General features: G+C 68.6%; 20 protein-coding genes and 1 pseudogene. 8 read left to right on the top strand and 13 right to left on the bottom strand.

What is annotated here, in order from left to right; translation table 11 throughout:
* From ACJH7A_RS12885 to ACJH7A_RS12860, 6 genes are read right to left on the bottom strand one after another with little or no spacing between them, the layout of a single operon-like run.
* Positions 1–1005, bottom strand: coding sequence for a zinc-binding alcohol dehydrogenase family protein (locus ACJH7A_RS12885; RefSeq protein WP_406802088.1), 1005 nt, complete (start codon positions 1003–1005; stop codon positions 1–3).
* 20 nt (positions 1006–1025) lie between these two features.
* The gene (locus tag ACJH7A_RS12880) at positions 1026–2006 is read right to left on the bottom strand and encodes an Acg family FMN-binding oxidoreductase (RefSeq protein WP_406802087.1); all 981 of its coding nucleotides are present in this window, start codon (positions 2004–2006) and stop codon (positions 1026–1028) included.
* Positions 2007–2054: 48 nt separating this feature from the next.
* On the bottom strand, positions 2055–2672 hold the full coding sequence (locus tag ACJH7A_RS12875) for a TetR/AcrR family transcriptional regulator (RefSeq protein WP_212811601.1): 618 nt from the start codon (positions 2670–2672) through the stop codon (positions 2055–2057).
* Between the two features lie 19 nt (positions 2673–2691).
* Positions 2692–3513 (bottom strand): mycofactocin-coupled SDR family oxidoreductase, encoded by an 822-nt coding sequence (locus ACJH7A_RS12870; RefSeq protein WP_406802086.1) that lies wholly within the window; start codon positions 3511–3513, stop codon positions 2692–2694.
* Positions 3510–5072: an NAD(P)/FAD-dependent oxidoreductase gene (locus ACJH7A_RS12865; protein WP_212811599.1), complete on the bottom strand. Its 1563-nt coding sequence runs from the start codon at positions 5070–5072 to the stop codon at positions 3510–3512. The genes ACJH7A_RS12870 and ACJH7A_RS12865 overlap by 4 nt, the downstream gene beginning before the upstream one ends.
* Positions 5069–5668 (bottom strand): TetR/AcrR family transcriptional regulator, encoded by a 600-nt coding sequence (locus ACJH7A_RS12860; RefSeq protein WP_212811598.1) that lies wholly within the window; start codon positions 5666–5668, stop codon positions 5069–5071. The genes ACJH7A_RS12865 and ACJH7A_RS12860 overlap by 4 nt, the downstream gene beginning before the upstream one ends.
* A gap of 97 nt (positions 5669–5765) precedes the next feature.
* Between ACJH7A_RS12860 and ACJH7A_RS12855 the strand changes: the two genes are divergently transcribed.
* Positions 5766–7052, top strand: a complete 1287-nt coding sequence (locus ACJH7A_RS12855) for a DUF222 domain-containing protein (RefSeq protein ID WP_212811597.1) — start codon at positions 5766–5768, stop codon at positions 7050–7052.
* Here ACJH7A_RS12855 and ACJH7A_RS12850 read toward each other — a convergent pair.
* The gene (locus ACJH7A_RS12850; RefSeq protein WP_212811596.1) at positions 7049–7939 is read right to left on the bottom strand and encodes a neutral zinc metallopeptidase; all 891 of its coding nucleotides are present in this window, start codon (positions 7937–7939) and stop codon (positions 7049–7051) included. The genes ACJH7A_RS12855 and ACJH7A_RS12850 overlap by 4 nt on opposite strands.
* A 32-nt stretch (positions 7940–7971) precedes the next feature.
* Between ACJH7A_RS12850 and ACJH7A_RS12845 the strand changes: the two genes are divergently transcribed.
* On the top strand, positions 7972–9492 hold the full coding sequence (locus ACJH7A_RS12845) for a carboxylesterase/lipase family protein (protein WP_212811595.1): 1521 nt from the start codon (positions 7972–7974) through the stop codon (positions 9490–9492).
* On the opposite strand, the gene ACJH7A_RS12840 is transcribed toward ACJH7A_RS12845, so the two are convergent.
* Both ACJH7A_RS12840 and ACJH7A_RS12835 read right to left on the bottom strand, forming a co-directional pair.
* On the bottom strand, positions 9489–9995 hold the full coding sequence (locus ACJH7A_RS12840) for an SRPBCC family protein (protein WP_212811594.1): 507 nt from the start codon (positions 9993–9995) through the stop codon (positions 9489–9491). The two genes, ACJH7A_RS12845 and ACJH7A_RS12840, sit on opposite strands and share 4 nt — an antisense overlap.
* A gap of 33 nt (positions 9996–10028) precedes the next feature.
* Positions 10029–10493, bottom strand: a complete 465-nt coding sequence (locus ACJH7A_RS12835; RefSeq protein WP_318984512.1) for an MPT63 family protein — start codon at positions 10491–10493, stop codon at positions 10029–10031.
* 75 nt (positions 10494–10568) lie between these two features.
* On the opposite strand from ACJH7A_RS12835, the pseudogene ACJH7A_RS12830 reads away from it, so the two are divergent.
* Positions 10569–11222: pseudogene (locus ACJH7A_RS12830) on the top strand (phosphoribosyltransferase); the annotation flags it as partial.
* Here the strand turns inward: ACJH7A_RS12830 and ACJH7A_RS12825 are convergent.
* The gene (locus ACJH7A_RS12825; RefSeq protein WP_406802085.1) at positions 11222–12445 is read right to left on the bottom strand and encodes a DUF3060 domain-containing protein; all 1224 of its coding nucleotides are present in this window, start codon (positions 12443–12445) and stop codon (positions 11222–11224) included. The pseudogene ACJH7A_RS12830 and the gene ACJH7A_RS12825 sit on opposite strands and share 1 nt — an antisense overlap.
* A gap of 199 nt (positions 12446–12644) precedes the next feature.
* On the opposite strand from ACJH7A_RS12825, the gene ACJH7A_RS12820 reads away from it, so the two are divergent.
* Positions 12645–15269 carry a LuxR C-terminal-related transcriptional regulator gene (locus tag ACJH7A_RS12820; protein WP_406802084.1) on the top strand — a complete coding sequence of 875 codons (2625 nt, stop codon included), beginning with the start codon at positions 12645–12647 and terminating at the stop codon, positions 15267–15269.
* Here the strand turns inward: ACJH7A_RS12820 and ACJH7A_RS12815 are convergent.
* A complete protein-coding gene (locus ACJH7A_RS12815) occupies positions 15266–16147 on the bottom strand; it encodes an oxidoreductase (RefSeq protein ID WP_406802083.1) in 882 nt (293 codons plus the stop codon). The genes ACJH7A_RS12820 and ACJH7A_RS12815 overlap by 4 nt on opposite strands.
* Before the next feature lie 63 nt (positions 16148–16210).
* Here ACJH7A_RS12815 and aspS point away from each other — a divergent pair, with 63 nt between their 5' ends.
* Entirely contained in the window at positions 16211–17989 is a 1779-nt protein-coding gene (aspS, locus tag ACJH7A_RS12810) for an aspartate--tRNA ligase (RefSeq protein WP_406802095.1), read from the top strand.
* Here aspS and ACJH7A_RS12805 read toward each other — a convergent pair.
* Positions 17964–20507 carry a flavin-containing monooxygenase gene (locus ACJH7A_RS12805; RefSeq protein ID WP_406802082.1) on the bottom strand — a complete coding sequence of 848 codons (2544 nt, stop codon included), beginning with the start codon at positions 20505–20507 and terminating at the stop codon, positions 17964–17966. The genes aspS and ACJH7A_RS12805 overlap by 26 nt on opposite strands.
* 77 nt (positions 20508–20584) lie before the next feature.
* Here ACJH7A_RS12805 and ACJH7A_RS12800 point away from each other — a divergent pair, with 77 nt between their 5' ends.
* The gene (locus tag ACJH7A_RS12800; RefSeq protein WP_318984518.1) at positions 20585–21028 is read left to right on the top strand and encodes a nitroreductase family deazaflavin-dependent oxidoreductase; all 444 of its coding nucleotides are present in this window, start codon (positions 20585–20587) and stop codon (positions 21026–21028) included.
* A 3-nt stretch (positions 21029–21031) separates the two neighbouring features.
* Here the strand turns inward: ACJH7A_RS12800 and ACJH7A_RS12795 are convergent, their stop codons facing one another.
* Positions 21032–22216 carry a thiolase family protein gene (locus tag ACJH7A_RS12795; RefSeq protein ID WP_406802081.1) on the bottom strand — a complete coding sequence of 395 codons (1185 nt, stop codon included), beginning with the start codon at positions 22214–22216 and terminating at the stop codon, positions 21032–21034.
* A gap of 96 nt (positions 22217–22312) precedes the next feature.
* Between ACJH7A_RS12795 and ACJH7A_RS12790 the strand changes: the two genes are divergently transcribed.
* Both ACJH7A_RS12790 and ACJH7A_RS12785 read left to right on the top strand, forming a co-directional pair.
* The gene (locus ACJH7A_RS12790; RefSeq protein ID WP_212811586.1) at positions 22313–22789 is read left to right on the top strand and encodes a helix-turn-helix domain-containing protein; all 477 of its coding nucleotides are present in this window, start codon (positions 22313–22315) and stop codon (positions 22787–22789) included.
* A gap of 9 nt (positions 22790–22798) precedes the next feature.
* Positions 22799–23710, top strand: coding sequence for a DUF389 domain-containing protein (locus ACJH7A_RS12785; protein ID WP_346415618.1), 912 nt, complete (start codon positions 22799–22801; stop codon positions 23708–23710).
* Positions 23711–23741: the final 31 nt, after the last annotated feature.

Here is a 23741-nt window from a genome sequence, read left to right as displayed (position 1 = left end):
TCAGGCGATCTGCAGGACCGCGGCGCCCGAGATTCGTCCGGCGGCCAGATCCCCGAGGGCCTGGTCCGCGTGGTCGAGGGGATAGATCGGGGTCGTGACATCGATGTGGTGGCTGCCGGCGAAGGCGAGGAATTCCCGGGCATCGGTGCGGGTATTCGATGCCACCGACCGCACCTGGCGTTCCTGGAATAGGTGGCGCTGATAGTTCAGTTCGGGGATGTCGCTGAGATGAATGCCGGCGATTGCCAGGGTGCCGCCGCGGTCGAGGGCTTCGAGCGCCGGGAGCACCAGATCACCGACGGGCGCGAACAGGATCGCGGCGTCCAGGGCGACAGGTGGCCGCGCCGTGGCGTCCTGAGCCGAGGCGGCACCGAGGTCGAGTGCGAGTCGCCGGGCAGCCTCGCCCCGGGTCATGACGTGCACCTCGGCGCCCCGGGCGAGTGCCACCTGCGCGGTGATGTGGGCACTGCCGCCGAAGCCGTAGATTCCGAGCCGGCCACCGGCGGGCAGGTCGGCCCGGAGCAACGACCGATAGCCGATGATGCCGGCGCACAGCAGCGGGGCGAGTTCGGCATCGGTGTATCCCGCGGGCAGCGGGTGCACGTAATCGGCTGGTGCCGTGACGAATTCGGCGTAGCCGCCGTCGGCGTCCCAGCCGGTGTAGCGAGAATGCGGGCACAGGTTCTCCGCGCCGCGGAGGCAGAATCGGCAGCTGCCGCAGGTGTGCCGCAGCCAGGCCACCCCGACGCGATCGCCGACGGCGAGCTGCGCGTCGATGTGTTCGCCGACAGCCACCACCTCGCCGACCACTTCGTGGCCCGGGATGACGAACGGTCGGTGCACCGGCAGGTCGCCCTCGGCGACGTGCAGGTCCGTGCGGCACACGCCGCACGCCCGCACGGCGATGAGCACTTCACCGTCCCCGGGCGCCGGGACATCGACGGAGCCGAATTCGAGCGGACCGCGTTCGATCGGCCCGGGCTCACGCACTCGCCATGCACGCATGGGGCCAGGCTACGTCGAGGTCAACCGGCCCGGACCTGAAAGACATCCGACAACGGACGGCGCGGTGTCGGCGGCGGCACATCGTCGAATTCGGGTGCGACGCCGATCCGCACCAGAACCTGCGGTAGCGCATGGCCCGTGAGTCCACTGATGATGTCGCGGGTGGCGGGGTGTTCGGTCACGTGCGTCAGGGTGCAACTCGCCAGCCCGGCGCCGGTGGCTTCGACGAGCACCGCCGACAATGTCTCGCCACATGCCAGGATGCCCTGCGGGGTGTCGTCGAGCGCCGAGATCACCACGATGGTGGCCTGGTCGTCTCCGATGTCCTGCCGCCGTTCCCTGATATGCGTCACCGGGAAGGTGCGTCCGACCTCGACGCGGTCGGATTCCGCGGCCGACACCAGTGCGCTGTGCGGAATTCCGGTGGTGGCCCCGAAAGGAGCTGTCCACCAGGCCAATTCAGCGTGATATGAGGTGTCGTACATGCGCAGTGACTCGGCGAGATGGGAGGCTTCGGCGACTTTGTCGCGCTGCTGCGGCGTGATGAGGTCGACGTGGGTGGGGCGGTCCTGGACTGCCGGCCGCAGCAGCATCTCGAACGCCGCCAAATTCTCGACGGGGCCATAGGGCAGCCGGTCGGTGCGCCGGCGCGCGACGGCGTCGGCGTCCCTGCGCTGGGCAGTCGTGATGCCGGCCGCCGGCCGGAACTCGATGTCGGCCAGGTGGTGCCGGTTGTTGGGATTGGGAAAGCGGTCGACCAGGGTCTCCCACCCGCGGGCCGCCATGACCACGCGTAGATGGTCCAGGGCCGCGCCGCAGCTCAGTATTGCCTGCCGGCCCGAGCTGTCGGTGTCCACCAGTTGGTCGGGATCGACAAACAGCCGCAAAGTCGTCGATTCCAGCACCCAGGTCCACGGCTGGCTGTTGTGGAACGACGGTGCACGGCAGGCCGAATGAACTGCGTCCTCGATTTCCCCGAGTGCGACGGCGGTTTTCATCATGAGTCCACACTGCCCACCGCGGAACGGCTCAGACAGGGCCAGAAGTCATCAATTCTCCAACGCGCGCAGACAGAACGCATAGATGCGCTCGCTGCCGATCGGGGTGAGCTCGAGGCCCGGTCCCAGTGCGCGCAGTCGCAGGGCGCCGAAGATGGTCTGCATGACCAGAGCCGCCGTGGCCTCGACGTCGAGGCCGGGGGCAAAGGTGCCGTCGGCCATTCCGCGTTCGACGATGTCGACGATGAGCGCGTGCAACGGTGTCAGCACCCGGCCGTAGTCGTCCGGCATCGTTTCGGCCAGGCGATCGTGGTAGAAGGTGAGCCCGCGGTTGATGCGGTCCTGGGTGCTCGACGCGGGCGGCACGCAGATGCGGTCGACCAGCTCACGCAGCGCGTCCGCGGGGCTCAGCTCGGCCGCCTCGGCCTGCCATGTGGTGGTGAACTCGGTCAGCATCGCGTCGATCAGCGCCAGCACCAGCTCGTCCTTGGTGGCGAAGTGCTGATAGAAGGCGCGCAACGACGTCTTCGAACGCTCCACGACCTGCAGCACCGTGAACTCCGTGCGGCCGGTCTCGCCGAGGATGTCGAGGGCCGAGCGCATGAACTGTGTGGCGCGCGCCTGCGCGTCGAGACTGTTGTTTGCCACCTCGGCGTTCGACTTCGCCATGGCGACTGAGGTTACCCGGTCAGATCTTGAGATAACCCTTGTCTGCCGGGATTTGCGCCGCCGTCACCAACGACGATGCGTCGCTCGCCAGCCACACCACGATGTCCGAGATCTGGTCCGGCTTGATGAGTGAATCCGTCGGCAGCGCGCCGGGGGAGAAGCTGTGGATGTACTGCGGATGGTCCTGCAGGACCTGGTACATCGACACGTCGTTGCCCATCGGGGTGTCGGTGCCGTACGGGTGTACCGAATTCACGCGGATGCCGTACTCACCCAGTTCGACGGCCAGCGCGTTGATCATGCCCACGACGCCGAACTTGCTGGCGCAGTAGTGCCCGCAACCGGGCACCGCCTTGATGCCGGCCGCCGAACTGGTGGCGATGATCGACCCACCGTTGCCGGCCGCGATCATCGCCGGCACCACGGCCCGGATGGTGTTCCACACGCCGGTCAGGTTGATGTCCAGGGTGTCCTGCCACTGCTGTGGGGAAATCTCCCAGAGCCGCCCCCAGTTCAGCACGCCCGCATTGGCCACCACGATGTCCAGCCGGCCGAACTGCTCGATGGTCTCGGCGACCACGCGCTGCTGCCCTTCGGCGTCCCGGACGTCGACCTGCTTGGCGTAGATCTTGCGGCCTTCACCTTCGACGAGGTTCACCGTCTCGGCCAGGTCCGCGGGAGTCGCGGGCTCGTAGCCGTTGGCCTCCGCCACGGGCGCACAGGCGTCGATGGCGACGATGTCGGCACCGGCGCGCGCCAGCCGCACACAGTGCGAACGGCCCTGTCCGCGCGCCGCTCCGGTGACGAAAGCAACCTTGCCGGCCAGCGGTTGATCGGTCATGCGCTGAGCTCCTCACTCCTCGTGGCGGTCCGGACGTCGCTGAACTCGTAGTCCGTCAGCGGTGATCGCCGCGCGAAAATCCTTGAGCCGGTGATGGTTTGCGGTCGGTAGTAGGGGGTTTCGTGCTGCGAGTTGACGAAGTAGGTGTTCAGTTCGGTCGCACGGGTGTAGTACGTGTGCGCGGTGCGCCCACGCCGGTCCATGAGGGCGTTCCACCTGTGGAACGCGTCATTGCTCACCGCGACGACAGGTGCCTCGGCCCGGCCGCGGGCCGCGTCGATCATCCGAACGGCGTGGGCGGCAACGGTTTCGACCCAATCCATCCAGGCGAAGCCGACGAATCCGAGCGGGCCGACGATCTCCCAGCGGTTGGGCAGCCGCGGGTGCGCAGTGCCGGCATAGGCGTGCAGTCCGTGGGCGCGGTAGTACTCGGCGAGGTCGAAACCGCCTGCGCCCAGGATGGTTCCCGGGCGGTACGTCTCCGGGTCGGTCCACAGTTCGTAGCCCGTGGCGGTGACCAGAAGGTCGGCCGGGTGGTCCACGCCGTCCACCGTGCGGACACCGTCGCGGGTGATCCGCTCGATGGGCGTGGTGATCAGGTGGGTATCCGGATGGTTGAGCGCCGGCAGGAACGAGCTGGAGATCACCGGGCGTTTGGCCATGATGCCGTACCGGGGGAGCAGCGCCTTGCGGGTTGCCGGGTCCTGCACGGTCGCCCGCAGTAGCAACCGGTACAGATTGCGGCTGTTGCCGTCGTACAGGGGCATGAGCTTGGTCAGCACCGTGCGGGGCAGCCGGGAGAAAACGTGGACGATCGGCACCACCATCGTGACGTCCATCAACAGCCGGCCGAAGGTGTTGATCGCGCTGACGAAGCCAGGCACTCTGAACAGGCGCCGCAGCCACGGCGGGATGTCGAAGTCGATCTTGGGCAGTACCCACGCCGGAGTGCGTTGGTAGACATCGAGATTCGCGGCGACGCCGGACAACGCTGCGGTGATCTGCACGCCGCTGGAGCCGGTGCCGATCACCGCGACCCGTTTGCCGCGGACGTCGTAGTCGTCGTCCCAGGCGTTCGGGCGCAGGATGGTGCCCTCGAAATCCTCGATGCCGTCGATGTCGACGACGTTCTTGGCGTTGACGTAACCGCCGACCGAGCTGATCAGGAACCGCGCCGTCAACTCCGGCTGGTTGCGGATGGACAACCGCCACATGCCGGCGTCGTCGTCCCACTGCTGGCGCAGCACCTCGGAGTTCGCCCGCAGGTGTGGTCGCAGGCCCAGCTTGTCCGCGGTGTCACGCAGGTAGGCGTAGATCTCCGGCCCCGGCGCGAAGAACCGGCTCCAGTCGGGGTTCGGCGCGAACGACAGCTGGTACCACGGTGACGGGATGTCGACGGCGAGCCCCGGATAGTGATTGTCGCGCCAGGTGCCACCGAAGTCGTCGCCCCGGTCGACGATGACGAAGTCGTGAATCCCTTTCTGCTGCAACAGGTGGGCGGAGGCGATACCGCCGGGCCCAGCGCCGATGATGACCACTTCGTGGTCGGGTGTGGTCATGGTGCCTCTCCGTTGAGTCCATTGATGATGTGGTCGGTGACGAAGCGCCGGATGGCGCGGGGGTTGTCGAGGTTGACCCCGATGGGTGGGAGCAGTTCGAAGCTCAGCAGCACTCGGACGATCCATTCGCCGGCGCGAGCCGGGTCGACGCCCGCGCCGATCTCGCCATCGCGCTGCGCGGCTTTGACGCGTGGCTTCCAGAGCTCGACGGCGCGCTTCATGAGGTCCTCGCCGATGTTGCGCAACAGCAGGACGACGATGCCCTCGTTGATGCCCTTCTGCGGCGCAGAGGGCGAGCTCTGCCGGTGCGCGCAGATCAGGACCGCGGCAGCGGCGACCTGGTCGGCCAGCGTGGACTGCTTGTCGATCTCGGCGGCCATGCCGTCGACGAACTTGGATGCCAGGTGATCCAACGCGACGCTGATTGCGTGGTCGCGGCCGCCGAGCGCGTTGTACAACGTGCCTCGCGAGACGCCGGCGGTCTCGGCGACTGCCGTGAGGCTGAATTGCCTTGGGCCCAAACGGTGGAGGGTCTCCGCGGTGGCTTCGAGTAGCGCCGGCGAGATGGTGCGCGGCGGCGGCGGCTTGGCGGGCATTTGCACACATTAACGAAATTTGTTCAAAGTGGTCAACGATTCGGGAAACCGGTCTTGGTCGTGGCACTTGTCGGGGGCGGGGTGTAACTTCGAACGTATGAGCGAAAGCCTGGTGGTGGACCCTGATGCCGATGAGGCGGCGTTGTTGGGTCGCATGACTCAGCTCGAGCGGGTGAAGTCGGCCGCGGCGGCGGAGCAGGCGCGGTTGGCGGCGGCGTTGGAGGCCCGCCGGATCGCGGCGGCGCGGGCGGGTGGGCCGCGGGTGTCGCGGGCGGCGTTGGGCTCGGAGGTGGGGCTGGCGCGGCGGGAGTCGCCGCATCGGGGTGAGCGGTTGATGGTGATGGCCCGCATTCTGACCGCGGATATGCCGTGCACGCTGGCCGCGTTGGAATCCGGGGTGCTGTCGGAGCATCGGGCCGAGTTGATCACGAAAGAGGCGGCGTGCCTGTCGGTGTTGGATCGCCGGCTGCTGGATGTCGAGCTGTGCGGCGACCCGGCCCCGTTGGTTGGTTTGGGCAACGCCGAGGTGTCGGCGGAGGCCGCACGGATCGCCTATGAGCTGGATCAGCAGACCGTGCTGGAGAAGATGACGCGGGCACGGGCCTCTCGGCATGTGCGGTTCCGCGTGGCCGGTGACGGGATGATGTCGATGACGGTGCTCCTGCCCGCGGCTCAGGGGCAGTTGGTGCGCCAGACGCTCGTCCGGGAGGCGGCGTCGGTGGTGGCGGCGGGCTCGGGGCGTAGCCGTGGGCAGGTGATGGCTGATGTGGTGGTGGAGCGGGTCACGGGGCGCGATCCGGTGCGGTCGCCGGTGCCGGTGGCGGTGAATCTGGTGCTTTCGGATGAGACGCTGCTGACCGGGGGTGAGCAGCCCGCGCAGTTGGACGGGTACGGGCCCATTCCGGCGGCCCTGGCTCGCGACATGGTGCTGGCCGCGGCGGCCGAGGGCACGGCGGCGTTGCGGCGCCTGTATGCCCAGCCGGGCACGAACAAGCTGGTGGCGATGGAATCCATTTCCCGAACATTCCCGAAGGGCCTGGCGACGTTCATCGGGTTGCGCGATCAGCTGTGCCGGACGCCGTATTGCAACGCCCGGATTCGGCACACCGACCACGTCCGGCCGCACGCGCACCACGGGCCCACCAGCGCGCATAACGGGGATGGTCTGTGTGAGCACTGCAATTACGTCAAAGAGGAACCTGGCTGGCAGGCCGCGGCGACCTATGACCGGTTCGGGCGGCACACCATCGCGCTGACCACCCCATCGGGAGCGGTCTACACCTCCACCGCACCGCCAATGCCGACCGGACTACAGGTCCTCACCCGCAGGGTCCATCTCGCGATCATCGACAAGGGATCGCGGCCCCGCGTGCTGCGTGACTAGCCCAGATCCTGCGCGTTGTACGTGTCGCACTGCTTGGGGTCACCGGTCTGGTAACCGGTGGTGAACCACTTCTGCCGTTCGGCCGACGACCCGTGCGTCCAGGACTCCGGGTTCACGCGTCCGGTGGCCTGCTTCTGGATGTGATCGTCACCGACCGACGAGGCCGCCGACAGCGCGTCGGCAATGTCCTTGTCGCTCAACGGCTGCAGGAACGGCACACCCGTGCTCTTCTGCTTGACCGTCGACGCGTAGTGCGCCCACACGCCGGCGTAGCAGTCGGCCTGCAGCTCGGTGCGCACGCTGTTGCCCTCGGCGCCCTTCGGCCCGCGCTGGGCCTTGCCGATGTCTCCGAGTAGGTTCTGCACATGGTGGCCGAACTCGTGGGCCACCACGTATTCCTGCGCCAAAGGTCCACCGCTGGAACCGAATTCGTCGACCAGGGTCTGGAAGAAGCTGGTGTCGAAGTAGGCGACCTTGTCGCCGGGGCAGTAGAAGGGGCCCACAGAGGTGTCGGCCGGGCCGCACGCGGTGTTGACCTGTCCCCGGAACAGCCGGATCTTCGGCGGTGTGTAGCCCTTCAGTAGCTGCGACCACACGCCGTCCACCGAGTTGCCCGTAGCCACGATGCGGCACTCCAGGTACTTGTTGGCGTCCGCGCCGGTCTTGCACTTGCTCAGGTCGTAGGCGCTCGATCCCTGGCTGGACTGCGGCGCCTGGCTCTGGTGGCCGAGAATCGAACTGGGATCCACGCCGAGGAACATGGCGACGACCACGATCACCAAGCCGCCCATGCCGCCGCCGATCGCCAGACCCCGGCCGCCGAAGCCACCGCCCCCGCTGGTCGACGTGTTGCTCGTGTCGATCTGCATACCTTCGTTGAAGGACATCACCGCTCCGTCCGGGCCTCGAATACGACTGGATGTCAGCTTTCCACACTAGGATTCATGACGTGGCCGTCCAGCCCGAAACCATCGACCGTTCGACCATCGTTCACACCGTCGCGGGCGCCCTCAGGGGCACCACGGAAGGCGGTGTCTACGTCTGGCGGGGCGTCGGCTACGCCGAGCAGCCCGTCGGGCCGTTGCGTTTCCGCGCTCCGCAACCGCTGATCCCGTGGTCCGGCGTTCGCGAAGCCATCGATCACGGACCCATCCCGCCGCAGGGCAAGTCGTTCGTCGGCGGCGGCCGCGACGACCCCAAGATGCGTGACGAGGCCTGCCTGACCGTCACTGTCTGGTCACCCGACGTGACGGCTGCGCTGCCGGTGATGGTGTGGATTCCCGGCGGTGCGTTCGTGTTCGGGGCCGGCCAGTTGCAGCTGTACAACGGGTCCCGGTTGGCGGCCAACGGCAATGTGGTGGTCGTCAACGTCACGTATCGGCTCGGCGTGTTCGGCGGCTTCGAACTCGGCGATCTGGGTCCCGGGTTCGACGACAACCTGTGTCTGCGGGACCAGATCGCGGCACTGCAATGGGTGCGCGACAACATCGCCGCGTTCGGCGGCGACCCCGACCAGGTCACCGTCTTCGGCGAATCCGCAGGTGCGACGTCGGTGCTGGCGCTGCTGGCCAGCCCCGCGGCCGACGGTCTGTTCGGCCGGGCCATCGCGCAGAGCCCGGCGCTACCGCTCATCGCCGACCGTGAGACCCGGGCCCGCCAGGCGCACGAGTTCGTCCGCCGGTTGGACGTCCCCGTCGACGAGATCGTCGCGCTGCCCCAGCGTCAGCTGCGCCGAGCCGCCGGCCAGCTGCAGGGGGAGAGTGCGGCCAACAGCCCCAAGCTGGCCTACGGACTGACCTACGGCGTCGACCTGCTGCCCGATCATCCGGTGCTTGCCGCCCGGGCCGGTGCCGTGGCCAAGATTCCGCTGATCGTCGGCACCAACAGCCGCGAGGCATCGATGTTCGCCTGGGGCCGGCCACCCATGCTGCCCACCACCGTGCCCATGGTCGACGACTATTTCGCACGTGTCGCCCCGCACGCCAAAGATGCTGTGCTGCAGGCCTATCCGAGCTATCCGCGGCGCCGGGCGCTCATCGCGATCGGCTCCGACGTCATGTTCGGCGCCCCGACATGGGCCTTCGCGGACGCCTACAGCGGGCACGCGCCGACGCACGTCTACCGGTTCGACCACACCACCTGGACGCTGAAAGTGCTGGGGCTCGGCGCGACGCACGGCAGCGAGATCGTGCACATCCAGCACAGCTACGGCTCGTACCTCGGCCGGATGCTGCATCCGCTCGGGCGTCAGGTGCAGCCGTCGGTCGGCCGGCGCATGCAGCGCACCTGGCTGGATTTCGCGACGGCGGCGCTGGCCAATTGGCCGACCTACGACACCGACCGTCGGGCCACCCGGGTGATCGGCTCGATGCGCGACGAGACCATCGATGACCCGGACCAGGCGCGCCGCGAAGTGTGGGAAGGGCTCTACGCGCCCTAGCTTGCGTCCCCGTAGCGCTCGTCGGTGTAGCGGCGCAGGTTGTGCAGGAACCGCTGGAACAGCCACGCCATCATCGGCCGGCCGGCCCGCATGCCCAGCTCGCCGGCGAGGCCCTTGGGCTTCATCGCCATGACCCACGTCAGGTGACAGCCATCGGCGGTTTCCTCGACGGTGTAACCCTCGGCGAACGCCGACAGCATGTTCGAGGTGCTGGTGTTGAACCGGAACGCCATGTAGGAGAACGGTTCCCAGGCGATGAACTCCTCGTCGCCGACGATGTGGCCGCGCATGGTCACCGTGCGCGTGGTGCCCACGCCGTACGGTTTCGGGCTGGTCCACTCGACGTTGGTGATCAGCGTCGCCCAGCGCGGCCAGGACGTCTCATCCGAGAAGACCTCGAACAACTGCTCCGGCTTGACCGCAAGATCGACCTTGCTGACGAAGCGGAACGGTGCGCTGTCGATGAAGTCGACGCCGACGCGCTCGCACTGGTAGGTCTTCATGAGTAGACACGATAGAACAGGGTGTCTACTGGTTCACGGAGTCCAGACCATCAGGTCTTCCATGCCGTTGTTCATCGTCACCGTCGTGGGGGCCGGGCCGGTGACGTCGAAGTGGATCTTTCCGGTCGACTGCCCGCCCTGCGGAATGGTGGCGCCGCTGATGTTGACCGGGCTGGCCACCATCCACAGCACCCGGTACGCCGCCTGGTTCGGTGCAACGGCGTTGAACTGCGAGATGGCCGGGGTCACCGGGCCGCTCAGGGCGCGGACGGTGGCCGTGGCCTCCCACAGCTTTCCGGCGACCCGGTAGCCCGGCATGACATCGGAGCTCGGCTTGAGGTCCGCGACCTGCCAACTCAGCTGGACCTGACCGACGCTGTCCGTCATCGTCATGGCGCTGCCCAGCTTGCCGACCAGCGGGTAACCGGCCGACGCGATCGGCGCGGTGGCGATGCCGACGACCGAGAGAACCGCAACAGCTGTTCCGGTGACCTTCACTTCTGCCTCCTCGAAACGGTTTTCATCTGCCCTGTCAATTACGGAATACCACTGAAAAGTGCTGATGGGAATAGGATCGGAGCTACGCGAAACCATGCATCGAGGCGCGTCTTTCGTGATCGTTCAGAAGCGGGGCGCGTATTGGCCGGTCTGCTGACGGCGTACCGCGGCAGGCGGGATGTCGTCGTGCTCGGTCTGGCCCGCGGCGGTGTTCCTGTCGCCCACGAAATCGCCCGTGCTCTCGACGCGCCGCTCGACGCGCTCATCATCCGCAAGCTGGGCGTCCCCGGCCACGAGGAGTACGCGATGGGCGCGATCGGCGGCGGCGGTCACGTCGTCGTCAATGAGGATGTGGTTGGGCCGCTGCAGATTTCACAGCAGACGCTGTCCGAGGTCGCGGAAGCCGAGGGGTGCGAGCTGCAGCGGCGGGAAACCGATTACCGCCAGGGGCGGCCACCGCCGAACGTCAAGGGGCGCACCGTGATCCTCGCCGACGACGGCATGGCCACCGGCGCCAGCATGCGCGTCGCCGCCGAAGTGGTGCGGGAGAGCGGGCCGCGGACCCTGGTGGTCGCGGTGCCAGTCGGCACGGAAGCGGCGTGCCGCCAGCTCATGGGAATCGCGGACGACGTGGTGTGTGCCGATATGCCGACGCCCTTTGCGGCGGTGGGGGAGTCGTACCGCGATTTCGGCCAGGTCGGCGACGACGAAGTACGCCGGCTGCTGAGCTAGGGATTGACGACGGTTTCGCCAGGTCCGGACTCGACGGTTTTGCCAAAGCCGATGGCGACGGCGTGGCTGTCCGGACCTTCGGCACTCACCGTGTTGGACGTGCCGAACGCCGCGGCGGTGCTGTCGTTCCCGTTCACGTCGACATCGTTGTACGAACCGTTTCCGGCCTCTGCCGCGCTGTTGTTCCCGTTCACCTGCACGCTGTTTCCGGAATCTGTCGATGTCAAGCCGGCCTTGGCGGAGCTGCCGTCGCCGTAGACCTGCGCGCTGCTGAAGTCGCCGAGGGCGTCGGCCGTGCTGTGATCTCCCTCGATCCAGGCGGTGGTGTGGTCGCCGATGGCGCTTGCCGTGTTGCTGTCGCCGACCACGTAGGCAGAGCTGTGGGGGCCAACCGTCGCCACATCGTTGCTGTCGCCGCTGACCGAGGCGCCACTGTCGACACCGTCGGTGGATACGTCGTTGTGGTCGCCGGTGACTCGCACGGTGACGGTGTCGGTGTTCGTACTGCCGCTGCTGGTGACGTCGTTGTCCGAGCCCCGCACGACGACGACATTGCGGGCCCCGGTCGCGGCCACGGTGTTGTCGGATCCGATCAACGAGACGGTGCTGTCCAGACCTGTGGCGTCGACGGCGTTGCGGGAGCCGGTGACGGTGGCCTCGCTGTCGATACCGGAGGCGCGCACGGTGTTGTCGGACCCGCTGACGGTGGCCTCGCTGCCGGAACCGGAGGCCGTGACCGTGTTGTCGACTCCGGTGACGGTGGCCGTACTGCCGGCGCCGGAGGCAAGGACGCGGTTCCCTGATCCGCTTGCGGTGGCCGTGGCTCCGGTGCCGCTGGCGGTGACCTTGTTGCCCGAGCCGGCCAGGCAGGTTTCGCATGCGCGCGTGTTGATGATGGCGGTGGCGCCGTCGCCGCGGGCGATGGCCAGTGACCCCTGGCCGCCCGACGAGATCGCCGTCGCGTCGGATCCGCGGGCGATGGCCACCGAGCCCTTGCCGTCGGAGGTCGCGGTGGCGTCGCCCCTCTGCACCCGCGTTACGCCGTTGGTGGCGACGGCCATGTTCTGGCCGGGAGCGGTGGGTGCGGTGGCTCCCGGCCCATCCGACGTCGGCGAAGACGGAGCCGGCTTGGCCGAGGCCACGCTGGGTGCGACGGCCAGTCCGACGCCCAATGCCACCGCCAGCGCCCCGATTCGCCCGATGTGATTGGCATGAACCATGATCCGCCCCTTCCGCCTCCGCCCAGCGCCGGCGATCGCGCCGGTGATTGGACGGTACGGCGGCCGACCGCCCGGGACTGAGGTAAGGCCCTACCCCAATCATGTAGCGCAGCTATTGTTTGCCCCCGGCGAACCTGGCAGCATCTGGTGTAAATGGTGTGAGTTTGCTGGGGCTGGGGCGCGCCGGAGGTGATCCATAGTGATCCACGAGTGGCCCCTGCATGGACGAGCCGAGGAACTGCGGGCGATCGAGACGGCTATCCGTCGCCCGGACCGGGCTCGCGGCATCGTCTTGTCGGGCGCTGCCGGTGTCGGCAAGACGCGCCTCGCGCGTGAAGTCGTCACCGCCTGCCGGCCGCCGGGGCGCTCGCGATGGATCGCCGGCACGGCGTCGGCCCGCAGCATCCCGTTGGGCGCGTTCGCCGACATCGCCAGCGACTTCGGCCCCGATCCGTTGCGCCGAGTGCGGGAGGTGATCGACGGAGTGATCGGCGCCGCGCCGACGGGCGCGGTGGTCGTCGGTGTCGATGACGCGCACCTGCTCGACGATCTGTCGGCCTTTGCCGTGCATCAACTCGTCGCACGGAAGCTGGCCACCGTCGTGCTCACTCTGCGATCGGGCGAACCGGCTCCGGACGCCATCACCGCGATCTGGAAAGACGACATACTGGAACGCATTGAACTGCAACCACTTTCCTCGGCAGCCATCGCGAAGCTGGTCGAGCGCATCCTGGGTGGGCCGGTGCATTCACGGTGTGTGCAACAGCTGTGGCAGTACACGCAGGGCAACGTCCTGTATCTGCGCCACCTGTTGGACACCGAGGTCAGCGCCGGCCGGCTGACGCAGCAATCCGGGGTGTGGATGTGGCAGGGGCAACCACGACTGACACCCACGCTCGCCGAACTGCTCACCACCCGGATCGGCCAGATTCCGGCGGCCGCACGCAATGTGCTGGACGCCCTCGCCGTCACGGAACCACTCGACATCGAAACCCTTGCGGCGGTTACGGATTCCGATGCCATCGCCGAGACGGAAGCGCTCGGGCTGATCCGCATCGACGGCAGCGCGACGCCCGCGTCGGTGCGGCTGGCCCATCCGATGCTCGGCGAGGTGCGCCGCACCGACTCGCTGCGGATGCGCCGCCTGCACGGGCAGATCGCCGCCGCGCTGATCGCGCGCCCCGCCACCGATCCGCGTGATCTGGTCCGCCGCGCGGTGCTGACACTGAACTCCGACCTGGCCCCCGACCCGGCGATCCTGAACGCGGCGACGTCGGCGGCGATCCAACTGACGGACATGCGGCTCGCGGAGTCACTGGCCGAGCGGGCGGTGGCGGCGGGTGGCGGCCTGGAAGCCGACATCGCCCTGTCGCTGGCCTTGATCTGGCAGGAGCGTGGCGAGGAGGCCGAGGTCATCTTCGCCCGCCTCGCCGCCGACACCTCCGGCCCGCTGCGGGTGCAGGTCGCCCTGCTGCGCGCCCTGAACTTCGCCGTGATCCTCGGTCACACGGCCCGCGCCGAGGCCGAACTGGACAGCGAGATACCGGCAGGCGACGCCGCGGTCGCCGCGACGGCCCTGGCGTTGCGCGCGTCGATCGACGTGGCGCGCGGCCGGTCCACGGCCGCCATCGAGCAGGCGCGGCGGGTTGTCGACGACCCGGCTGCCGAACCCGTCGCGCAGATGCTCTCGACGTGGGCGCTGGTGAGCAGCCTGGGGGAGCTGGGCCGCATCGACGAGGTCGAGACGGTCGCGGAGGCCGGCTACCGGCTGGCCGACACCAGTGCCGAGGTGTCGCACCTGCGCCTGCCGCTGGCGTTTCTGCACCTGCACATGCATCGGCTGGCCGGGACCCTCGACCAGGCCGATGTCACCATCGCACGCATCCGCCGCGACACCGTCGACGTCCCGATCGAGGGCTCGTGGCAGGTCGCCGAATCGTGGCACGCCTTCGTGGCGGGCCTGTCGGCCGTCAGCCGGGGCGCCTTGGTCGACGCACACCGGTTGTGCCTGGAATCGCTCGCCGATTTCAGTGCCCGGGATAGTGGCAGCATGCGCAAGATGCTGGCTCGGTTGTGGCTCGTCACCGCCGATGCCATGGCGGGCCGTGCCGAGGATGCGCGCCGCGAGTTCGCCGCGACGCCGTGGTGGCAGGCCGACCCGGACGCCTGCGCCCGCGATCCTGACCGCACGCTGGCCCATGCCTGGGTCTGTGCGGCCGAAGGCGCTGTGTCCGAAGCGATTTCGATAGCCCGGGCGGCTGCGGCTCGGGAGCGTCAGCTCGGCCGGCTGGGCTGGGAGGTCATGCTGCTGCAGACCGCGACGCAGTTCGGCGACCGCACCACCGCGGCCAGGCTCGCCGAGCTCGCGCTGACGGTACGCGGGCCGCGCGCGGCGGCCGCCGCCGCGCACGCCGTCGCGCTGGCCGCGGCCGACGGCGACGGCCTGGTGGCGGCGGCCAAGCACTACGAATACTTCGGCGACCGGGTGGCGGCCGCCGATGCGGCCGCGCAGGCCGCGGCCGTCTACCAACAGGCGGGGCTGCGCGGATCGGGGCTCGGCGCGGCCGGCACCGCGGCGCGGCTGGCGGCCGAATGCGGCGGCGCCGACACCCCGGCGCTGCGGGCCGCGGCGACTCCGTTGGCCATCACCGCCCGGCAACGCGAGATCGTCGGGTTGGCGGCCAAGGGGCTGAGCAACACCGCCATCGCGGAGCGGCTCGGGATGTCCCGTCGCTCCGTGGAGGGCCACATCTTCCGGGCGTGCCAGCGCGTCGGCGTCAACAGCCGCGACCAGTTGGTCGAGCTGGTCTTCGGCCGCCGCTAACCCGGTCCGTCACTGGCCGCGGCGAGCAGCGGCACCAGCACGTCACTGATCGGCGTGGGGATGCCGTGCGTGGCACCTTTGCGCTGGATGACGCCGTTGCGGATGTCCCACTCCAACGGACGGTGCGCTTCCCGGTCGATCAGCATCGACGTCGCCATGTCCGTCGGTGCCTGCTCGAGCATGTCGGCGATCTCGTCGACGACACCGTCGGGCAGTGTCGCGCCCTCGGCCCGGGCGACCGCGAGGCACTCCCTCAGGTACCTGCGGGCCACCGCCGCGACGTCGTCGCGCCGGAACATCCCGGAGCGCCGGCCGGACAGCACCATGAACCCGACCACGGCGTTGACCAACAGTTTGCGCCACGCCGCGCTGAGGAAATCCGGGTCGAGCTCGACGGCGATCCCGCTGTCCTCCAGGTCCGCCGCCAGGCGGCCCGCGGCCGCGTCGTCGGGCAGCACCAGCCGCGGGGCGCTCAGCACCTGCACCCAGCCCTCGGGCCGGGTCTCCGCGGCAATCCAGATCGCCGCAGGTACAACAGTGGATTCGGGGCAGTAGGGCCGTAGCCGGTCGGCCTGTTCGACACCGTTCTGCAGTGCGCAGACCACGGTGTCCGGTCCGCACAACCGGGCCAGCCACGGCGCGGAGGCGGCGTACTGGGTGTCCTTGACCGCCAGCAGCACCACGTCGACCGGACCGGCGACAGCGTCGGGATCGGTGTGCACCGGGCCGGGTACGACGATGGGCGCGCTGCCGTCCATCCGCACCTCGATGGCCTCGCGCGGCGTCCGTCCACACAGCAGGACTTCATGACCCGCGGCGTACAGCAGCGCGGCGATCGTTGATCCGATGGCACCGGGTCCCACGAGGGCAAAGCTCACTGTCGCCAAAATACCGGTCGAGGCGCCCCTTAGACTTAGCGGTCGATTCAGACGTCAGAGGAGATTTTCGTGTTGCGCAGCCACGCCGCCGGTTCGTTGCGGTCCACCGATGCCGGTCAGACGGTGACCCTCGCCGGATGGGTGGCGCGTCGGCGCGACCACGGCGGCGTCATCTTCATCGATCTGCGTGACGCCTCCGGAGTCTCCCAGGTGGTCTTCCGCGACGCCGCAGTGCTGGAGCAGGCCCACCGGCTGCGCGCCGAATTCTGCGTCCTGGTCACCGGCACCGTCGAGGTGCGGCCGGAGGGCAACGCCAACAAGGACATCGCCACCGGCGATATCGAGGTCAACGCGACGACGCTCGAGGTGCTGTCCGAGAGCGCGCCGCTGCCGTTCCAGCTCGACGAGACCCCGGGCGAGGAAGCGCGCCTGAAGTACCGCTACCTGGACCTGCGCCGGGAAGGCCCGGGCAACGCGATCCGGTTGCGCTCCAAGGTCAACGCTGCCGCGCGCGCCGTGCTCGACAAGCACGACTTCGTCGAGATCGAGACGCCGACCATGACCCGGTCGACCCCGGAGGGCGCCCGCGACTTCCTGGTACCCGCGCGCCTGCAGCCCGGCTCGTTCTACGCACTTCCGCAGAGCCCGCAGTTGTTCAAGCAGCTGCTCATGGTGGCGGGCATGGAGCGCTACTACCAGATCGCGCGCTGCTACCGCGACGAGGATTTCCGCGCCGACCGCCAGCCCGAGTTCACCCAGCTGGACCTCGAGATGAGCTTCGTCAACGCCGACGACGTCATGGCCGTCGCCGAAGAGGTGCTGGCCGCGCTGTGGCAGCTCATCGGCGTCGAGCTGACGCTGCCGCTGCCGCGCATCAGCTACGAGGAGGCCATGCGCCGCTTCGGTTCGGACAAACCGGACCTGCGCTTCGCCGTCGAGCTCGTCGAGTGCACCGACTACTTCAAGAACACCCCGTTCCGGGTGTTCCAGGCGCCGTACGTGGGCGCGGTCGTCATGCCGGGCGGGGCCTCACAGCCGCGCCGCACGCTGGACGGCTGGCAGGAGTTCGCCAAGCAGCGCGGTCACAAGGGGCTGGCCTACGTGCTCGTCGGCGAGGACGGCGAGCTGGGCGGCCCGGTGGCCAAGAACCTCACCGACGACGAACGGGCCGGGCTGGCCGCGCACGTCGGCGCGAAGGTGGGGGACTGCATCTTCTTCGCGGCCGGTCCGGCCAAGGGCGCCCGTGCCCTGCTGGGTGCGACGCGCATCGAGATCGCCAAGCGCCTCGACCTGATCGATCCGAACGCCTGGGCGTTCACCTGGGTGGTCGACTGGCCGCTGTTCGAATCCGCGGACGCGGCCACCGCATCGGGCGACGTCGCTGTCGGTTCGGGCGCCTGGACCGCGGTGCACCATGCGTTCACCGCGCCGCAGCCGGACTCCATCGCGACGTTCGACACCGACCCGGGTGCCGCGATGGCCGATGCCTACGACATCGTCTGCAACGGCAACGAGATCGGCGGCGGCTCGATCCGTATCCACCGTCGCGATGTGCAGGAGCGGGTGTTCGCGATGATGGGCATCGACGAGGCCGAAGCGCAGGACAAGTTCGGATTCCTGTTGGACGCCTTCACCTTTGGCGCGCCGCCCCACGGCGGCCTGGCCTTCGGCTGGGACCGCATCACCGCGCTGCTGGCCGGGGTGGACTCCATCCGCGACGTCATCGCGTTCCCGAAGTCGGGCGGCGGCGTCGACCCGCTGACCGACGCCCCGGCACCGATCACCGCGCAACAGCGCAAGGAATCGGGTATCGACTTCAAGCCGGAACCGAAGAAGGACTGAGGAATCTCCGCAAGGCCGCGGCCATCTGCGCCCGGATCGGCGCCCCGGACACGACGAGGTCGACCATCGTGATCGACAGGTGCGTGTGGCCGCGGGCCTGAACGTGCTCGGTGGGCACGCCGGCCGCGGCCAGTGCGGCGGCGTAGGCGTTGCCTTCGTCGCGCAGTGGGTCGAACTCGCAGGTCACCACCAGCGCCGGGGGTAGACCCGCGAGGTTGCCACGCAACGGTGACCGCCGCGGGTCGTCGGCGGGGCCGTCGTACAACTCGGTGAACCACTGCATGAGCGGCGTGGTCAGTCCGTAGCTGTCGGCGTTCTCCTGATACGACGGGTACGGCTGCGCGTCGGTCACCGGGGTCAGCAGGAGCTGGCCGCAGATGTGTGGGCCGCCGTGGTCGCGGGCCCACTGGCACACGGCCGCGGCGATGTTCCCGCCCGCGCTCCAACCGGCGACCGCCAGTCGGTCGGGGAGCCCGCCCAGTGCCGCGGCGTTGTCGGCCACCCACCGCAGCGCGGCGATGCCGTCGTCGATGGCCGCGGGGAACGGATGTTCCGGCGCGTGCCGGTAATTCATCGAGAAGACCAACGCGTCGGCCCGCACACACAGATCGCGACACAGCGGATCGTCCGACGTCGCGTCGCCCAGCACCCAGCCGCCACCGTGGAAGTAGACGATCACCGGGTGCGGCCGCGGCGTCGCCGGCCGGTACAGCCGGTACTCGAGTTCGCCCGCGAATACACCGTCGATGATCTCGCCGACGTCCGGACCCGGGGGTCGGGCGGCATTGGCCTCGACCATGGCGGCGCGGGCCACCTCGACGGGAAGTGATTCCAGCGGAGGCGGATTCATGGCCGCCACCATCTCCAGCACCATCTGCACGTCCGGTTGCAGCCGCCTGACCACGCCGTCGTGGCACTGCGCACCGTTCGGCCTCGTCAGCTCGAATCCGAGATAGTCCTGGCGCACCACGTCGGCGCAGGCGGCGGCATAGAAGTCGACACCTGCCGCGTACGGCATGAACACCCGGGGCTTACCGGGGATGTTGGCGCCGACGTACCACGAATTGGCTTGCGGGAACATGGTGATGGCGCCGGCGTCGGCGACGTGCTGCATCCAGCCGGCCTCGGCGGTCGGCGTCGGTTCGATGGTGTCGAAGCCGTGCTCGCGCAGATATGCCACCGTCTCGGCGACGAGCTCGACGTGCTGTTCGATGGATACCGCCATGTTGGACAGCACCGACGGACTGCCCGGTCCGGTGATGAGGAACAGGTTCGGGAATCCGGTGGTGGTGAGGCCCAGGTAGGTCGACGGCCCTTGTGCCCATTTGTCTTTCAGTGCGAGTCCGTCGCGCCCGACGATGTCGACGGCCGTCACCGCACCGGTGATGGCGTCGAACCCTGTCGCGAACACCAGCGCGTCGAAGTCGAAGGATTCACCCACGGTCTGCACGCCGCTTTCGGTGACGCCGACCAGCGGCTGGGTGCGGAGGTCGACGAGGCGCACATGGGGCTGGTTGAACGTGGCGTAGTAATCGGTGTCGAGGCACAGTCGTTTCGCGCCGACGGGATAATCATTGGGACACAACAGTTCCGCGGTCTGCGGGTCATGGACCGCAGCGCGGATCTTGTCGCGGACGAAGTCGGCGAACGACGCGTTGGCGGCCGGGTTGCTCATCAGGTCGGAGAACATGTTGAGGGTTTCGAGCAGTTCGCCGATCTGCCAGGCACGTTCGTAGCGCTGTTGACGGTAGGCCTCGGGCACCGCGAACGTCGGGATCAGCGTGCGCTCCTGCGGTACCCCGCCGAACGACGCCCGCGCCGCTGCCCGGTACGCGCGTTCGTCTGCCAGCGCCGCCTGCTTCTCCGGTGACACCGGCCCGTTGTGTGCCGGGATGGAGAAACACGGTGTGCGCTGGAAGACGGTCAGCTGCGCGGCCTGCGCGGCGATCAGTGGAATCGACTGGATGCCCGACGACCCGGTGCCGATCACCCCGACGCGCTTGCCGGTGAAGTCGACCGGTTCGTGCGGCCAGCGGTTGGTGTAAAACGTTTCACCCGTGAAGGTTTCGATACCGTTGATGTCGGGTTCCTTGGGGATCGACAGGCAGCCGGTGGCCATCACCAGATGACGGCAGGTGACATCGTCACCGTTGTCGGTGCGTACGCGCCACGCGTCGTCAGCCCAGTGCGCGCTGGTGACCCGGGTGCCGAAGGTGACATCGCGGCGCAGATCGAACTTGTCGGCGACGTGGTTGAGGTACCGCAGGATTTCCGGCTGGGTGGCGTACTTCTCCGACCATTGCCAGTCGCGATGCCAGTCCGGGTCGAAGCTGAACATGTAGTCGAGGCTGGGGATGTCGACGCGCGCGCCGGGATACCGGTTCCAGTACCAGGTGCCGCCGACGTCGTCGGCGGCTTCGAAGACGCGGACCGAGAAACCCTGCTGCCGCAGCCGGTGTACCAGATACAGGCCGGCAAACCCGGCTCCCACCACAACTGCGTCCGCGTCTGGCGTCATCGGCACCTCCGTCAATATCAGGCAAGTATCGCGCCGTGACGGGAACATTTGGGCCGGTTCGCGAGGTTGGGTCAGGCATGACCGAATTCACGGACGCCGCGTCCTTTCATGCCTTCAACGCCGCCATCGTCGACGAGTTCCGCGCCAACGGCGGCAAGGTTGGCGGCCAGTTCGAGGGCGGCAATCTGCTGCTGTTGCACACCACGGGCGCCAAGTCGGGTCAGCCGCGCATGTCGCCGCTGGCGTACCTGCCGGTCGACGGCAAGATCCTCATCGTCGGCTCGAAGGCCGGCGCTCCGACCCATCCGGACTGGGTGCACAACCTCCGCGCCAACCCGAATGCGCATATCGAGATCGGAACCGACGCCGGCCTGGAGGAGTACGACGTCGTCGCCCGCGAACTGCCCGATGACGAGCGCGAGGCCACGTATCCGTTGATCACGGCCGTGGCCCCCGTCTTCGCCGACTACCAGGCGAAGACGTCGCGCGTCATCCCGCTGTTCGAGCTCGTGCGCGCCTGAGCGCTACAGCCGCTCGATGATGGTGGCGTTCGCCATGCCGCCGCCTTCGCACATCACCTGCAGGCCGTAGCGGCCGCCGCGCTGGTCGAGGGCATTGACCAGCGTGCTCATGATGCGGGCACCGCTGGCGCCCAGGGGGTGACCGATGGCGATGGCGCCGCCGTTGACGTTGGTCTTCGCCAGGTCGGCTCCGGTGTCGGCCGCCCAGGCCAGCACGACGGGTGCGAAGGCCTCGTTCACCTCGAACAGATCGATGTTCGACAGTGACAGGCCGGAGCGGGCCAGCACCTTCTCGGTCGCGGGGATGACACCGGTCAGCATGTACAGCGGATCCGAGCCGACCGCGGTCATGGTGTGGATGCGGGCCAGCGGCGTGAGCCCATGGCTACGCGCGAAGGCGCCGCTGGTGATCATGACCGCCGCGCTGCCGTCGGACAACGGTGACGAGTTGCCGGGCGTGATCTCCCAACGGATCTGGGGAAAGCGCGCGGCGTAGGCGTCGCTGTAGAACGCGGGCTTCAGCCCGGCCAGGGTCTCCACGGAGGTGCCCGGCCGGATGATCTCGTCGGCGGTCAGGCCCGCCACCGGCACGAGTTCGTTGTCGAACAGTCCGTCCTTGGCGGCGCGGGCGGCCTTCTCGTGGCTGGCGGCGGAGAACTCGTCGAGCTGGGTGCGGGAGAAGTTCCAGCGCGCCGCGATCAGTTCGGCGCTGATGCCCTGGGGGACAAGGCCGTCGGGATACCGCTCGGCCAGGCCCACGCCGAACGGATTGCTGCCCGGCAGGACCGCGGCACCCATCGGCACGCGGGACATGGACTCGACGCCCGCGGCGATCACCGCGTCGTACGACCCGGCCAGCACACCCTGCGCGGCGAACGAGATGGCCTGTTGCGAACTGCCGCACTGGCGGTCGACGGTGGTGCCGGGCACGCTCTCGGGAAAACCGGCGCCCAGCAAGGCATTCCGGGCGATGTTGGCGGCCTGGTCACCGGCTTGCGTGACGGCGCCGGCGATGACGTCGTCGACCAGAACCGGGTCGACGCCCGTGCGTTCCACCACGGACCGCAGGCTGTGGGCGAGCAGGTCGGCGGGAAGTACGTCGTGCAGCGCGCCGTTCGCCTTGCCCTTACCGACCGGCGTGCGCACCGCCGCGACGATCACGGCATCGCGGTCTGTGTATCCCGACATGAGAATCCTCCTGTAACTCCACGCTGAGTACTGCTTCCTATACTCAGATCTAACACCTGAGTATGGCAAGAGCAACCCAGCGGTAGAGTGATTCGCATGACAGCGCTACAGGGTGTGCTCGCCGAACGCGACAAGTGGTCGGCGGTCGGCCAGTGCGCCATCGAGAAGACCATGTCGTTGGTCGGCACCAAATCCGCCATGCTGCTCATGCGTGAGGCCTACTACGGCACAACGCGTTTCGACGACTTCGCCAAGCGGGTCGGCATCACCAAGGCGGCCACCTCGGCGCGGCTCGCCGAACTGGTGGCGGCCGGCCTGCTGACCAAACGGCCGTACCAGGAGCCGGGTCAGCGCAGCCGCGACGAATACGTGCTGACACAGGCCGGCACCGACTTCATGCCGGTGGTGTGGGCCATGTTCGAGTGGGGCCGCAAACACCTGGGCGACACCGGCCTGCGGCTGACGCACCTGGGCTGCGGCGCCGATGCCACCGTCGAGATCCGGTGTGCGGACGGACACGAGGTCCCGCCCGAGGAACTCGGGATGAAGCTGGCACGCCGCCGCGGTCGGTAATCTTCGGCCGTGCTGCATCTACGCGTGATCACCCCGCCGGAACTCGCCGATTCGGTACTCGAGCTCTACCGGCACCACGGCGGCATCGCCAACGTGGTGGCCCACCCGGGCGCGGCGATCGATCCGCGCGGTGACGTCATCACCGCCGACATCGCCCGTGACGCCGCCGACGGGCTGATCAGCGGGCTGCGGGCGCTCGGCATCGATCAGGACGGCGCCATCACGATGGAGGTGCTCGACACCGTGCTGTCGACGGCCGCCTACCGCGCCGAGGACGAGATCGACGGCGACGGCGAAGACGCGGTGGTCTGGGACGAGCTGGTGCTGCGCACCCGCGAGCAGAGCAGCCTCGGCATCTCCTACATGGCGTTCCTGTGCATCGCGTGTCTGCTGGCCGCGGTCGGCGTGCTGACCGATTCGGCGATCACCGTCGTCGGCGCGATGGTCGTGGGCCCCGAATTCGGGCCGCTGGCCGCCCTGGCGGTGGCGGTGGTGCGACGCAAGGGCTATCTCGCGAAGCGCGCGGCGCTGGCCCTGCTCGTCGGATTCCCGGCGGCGATGCTCGTCACAGCGGTGGCCACGCTCGGCTTCGAGGCGCTGGGCTGGGTGACGTTGCGCAGTATCCACGAGCTGCAGAACGTGGACTTCATCTTCCAGGTCGGGCCGTTCTCGTTCGTGGTGGCGCTGCTGGCCGGTGCCGCCGGGATGCTATCGCTGGTGACGTCGAAATCGGCTGCGCTGGTTGGGGTCTTCATCTCCGTGACGACGGTCCCCGCGGCCGGGATGTCGGTGGTTGCGGCCACCACGCGCGACTGGGATGTGGCCCTGGCGTCGGCGGGGCAGCTGGCCGTCAACATGGTCGGCATCGTGGCGGCGGGGGTGCTGGTCCTGGCCGGGTACAACCGGGCCCGCCGCCGCTAGTTTTCTCCGCCCTGCGACCTGCCCGTTCTTG

The sequence above is a fragment of the Mycobacterium sp. SMC-17 genome (assembly GCF_045310915.1).
Lineage (GTDB): Bacteria > Actinomycetota > Actinomycetes > Mycobacteriales > Mycobacteriaceae > Mycobacterium.
This window is presented reverse-complemented; position numbering and strand designations above follow the sequence as displayed.